The organism is Sinomonas sp. G460-2 (genome assembly GCF_047759905.1).
GTDB lineage: Bacteria > Actinomycetota > Actinomycetes > Actinomycetales > Micrococcaceae > Sinomonas.
In genome coordinates this window covers 1-2,054 of the sequence record NZ_JBKZWT010000469.1, presented here as the reverse complement: position 1 = coordinate 2,054, position 2,054 = coordinate 1, and the positions used below count along the sequence as shown (strand labels likewise).

Genomic DNA, 2,054 nt, shown 5'->3' with positions numbered 1-2,054 from the left:
CCCACGAGCGTCAGCCTAGACCTGACCGCCGACATCGCACAGCAGCCCTCGTTCGGAGGCCACGTCCCGCGGGCGAGCAGCCGCGGAAGCCGGGCCCCCGCGGGCGTGGGCCCTGGATGGTGGGCTACTCGTCCTGGCCCAGCCGGCGCGGGTGCGCGGGGAAGACCCCGAGGAGGCGCAGCTCGGTCGAGAAGAACGCGAGCTCCTCGAGGGCCCGCGCGAGCGGCGGCTCGTCGGGATGCCCCTCGACGTCGACCATGAACATCGTCGCGGCGAACTTGCCATCCACCATGTAGCTCTCGAGCCGCGTCATGTTGACGCCGTTCGTCGCGAAGCCGCCGAGGGCCTTGTACAGCGCGGCGGGGATGTTGCGCACGCGGAACACGAAGCTCGTGACGAACGGCTCGCCGCCCGCCTCGGGGAACGGCCGTGGCGGGGCGAGGATCACGAAGCGCGTCGTGTTGTGCTTGTGGTCCTCGATGTCGGAGGCGAGGACCTCGAGCCCGTAGCGCTCGGCAGCCAGCGGCGGTGCGATCGAGAGCTTCGCTGGGTCGCCCCATTCGGAGACCTCGCGCGCCGAGCCGGCCGTGTCGCCGGCGACCACCGGCGTGAGCCCGTGGGCGCGGATGAACCCGCGGCACTGCGCGAGGGCGTGCACGTGGCTGTGGACCTCGCGCGCGCCCTCGATCGTCGCGCCCGGGATGCCCATGAGGCTGAAGCGGATGCGCAGGAAGTGCTCGCCGATGATCTGCAGCGACGTGGTCGGCAGGAGCAGGTGGATGTCAGCGACTCGACCCGCGACCGTGTTGTCGATCGGGATCATGGCGTAGTCGGCCTCGCCGCCGTCCACGGCCGCGAAGGCGTCCTCGAACGTCGCGCACGGGAGCGCGTCGGCGCCCGGGAACGCCTCGAGCGCGGCCATGTGGGAGTTGGCACCGGGCTCGCCCTGGTACGCGACGACGGTCATGCGCGCGGGACGCCCGCGGGCGCGAGTTCGGGAAGCTGGGCGCGGAGACGCGCGGCGGCGTCCGCGGGATCGTCGGCTTCCGTGATCGCGCGGACGACGACGACGCGGCTCGCCCCGGCCTCGACCACCTGGGCCACGTTTCCGTGGTCGATCCCGCCGATCGCGAACCACGGGAGCGTGGGCTGGCGCGCGGCGAGGCTCTCGGCCGTGCGCCGGGCTGCGTACTCGACGAGGGCGAGGCCCACCGGGGTCCGCCCCGGCTTCGTCGGAGTGGCCCACAGCGGACCGGTGCAGAAGTACGAAAGTCCGGTGCCGCCGTCGTCCGTGGCGCTCGGGGCCGCCGCGGCGATCGCGGCGTCCACCTGCTCGGGGGCGTGGGTCGAGAGCCCGACCGCCACCGTGTCGCCGAGAACGCGGCGCGTAGCCGCGAGCGAAAGGTCCTTCTGGCCCACGTGGAACACGGGCGCGCCGGAGAGGAGCGCGATGTCCGCGCGGTCGTTGACGGCCCACAGTTTCCCGTGGCGCTCGGCAGCCGCGCGCAGCACTTCAAGGAGCTCAAGCTCTTCGGCCGCCTCGAGCTGCTTGTCACGGAGCTGAATGATGTCGACGCCGCCCGAGAACGCCGCGTCGAGGAAGGACGCGAAGTCGCCGCGGCCGTGCCGGGCGTCGGTGCACACGTAAAGCTGGGCGTCGAGCAGTTGCATGGGAACTAGACTAGACCTCACGAACTGCGGGAGCCCGCGTGTGACAGCCCTGCTCAGGGCGGGGCGCATGGACGGGCTGAGAGGGCCAGAGCCGACCGTAATCACCTGATCCGGGTTGTGCCGGCGTAGGGAAGGACGACGATTTCATGGACGGACATGACGCTGCGATGCGCGTCGACGTCGCGGTGATCGGCGCGGGAGTTGTCGGCCTCGGAATTGCGTGGGAAGCCGCGCGCTCGGGCCGCAGCGTCGCCGTGGTCGATCCCTCGCCGGGCACGGGGGCGAGCTTCGCGGCCGCCGGGATGCTCGCAGCGGTGAGCGAGTACCACTACCAAGAAGAGGACCTCCTCGGGCTCATGCTCGCCTCGGCGCGGCGGTGGCCC

At 72.0% G+C, this 2,054-nt stretch carries 3 protein-coding genes and 1 riboswitch; of the genes, 1 reads left to right on the top strand and 2 read right to left on the bottom strand.

The genetic code is table 11. The annotated features are described in order from the left end of the window. Nucleotides 1–124: 124 nt before the first annotated feature. Both ACLN58_RS21530 and thiE read right to left on the bottom strand, forming a co-directional pair. Nucleotides 125–967, bottom strand: coding sequence for a prephenate dehydratase (locus tag ACLN58_RS21530; protein WP_415857253.1), 843 nt, complete (start codon nucleotides 965–967; stop codon nucleotides 125–127). Next, a complete protein-coding gene (thiE, locus tag ACLN58_RS21525; protein ID WP_415857252.1) occupies nucleotides 964–1,671 on the bottom strand; it encodes a thiamine phosphate synthase in 708 nt (235 codons plus the stop codon). Before thiE ends, ACLN58_RS21530 begins: the two co-directional genes overlap by 4 nt. A gap of 16 nt (nucleotides 1,672–1,687) precedes the next feature. Next, nucleotides 1,688–1,820: riboswitch (TPP riboswitch) on the top strand. Here thiE and ACLN58_RS21520 point away from each other — a divergent pair. Next, nucleotides 1,818–2,054 (top strand): FAD-dependent oxidoreductase (locus ACLN58_RS21520; RefSeq protein ID WP_415857251.1); only part of this gene is annotated, 237 nt, incomplete at its 3' end. It overlaps the preceding riboswitch by 3 nt.

Coding starts and splice junctions, on each gene's coding strand:
- ACLN58_RS21530 (WP_415857253.1), bottom strand. CDS start 967: ATGACCGTCGTCGCGTACCAGGGCGAGCCCGGTGCCAACTCCCACATG.
- thiE (WP_415857252.1), bottom strand. CDS start 1,671: ATGCAACTGCTCGACGCCCAGCTTTACGTGTGCACCGACGCCCGGCAC.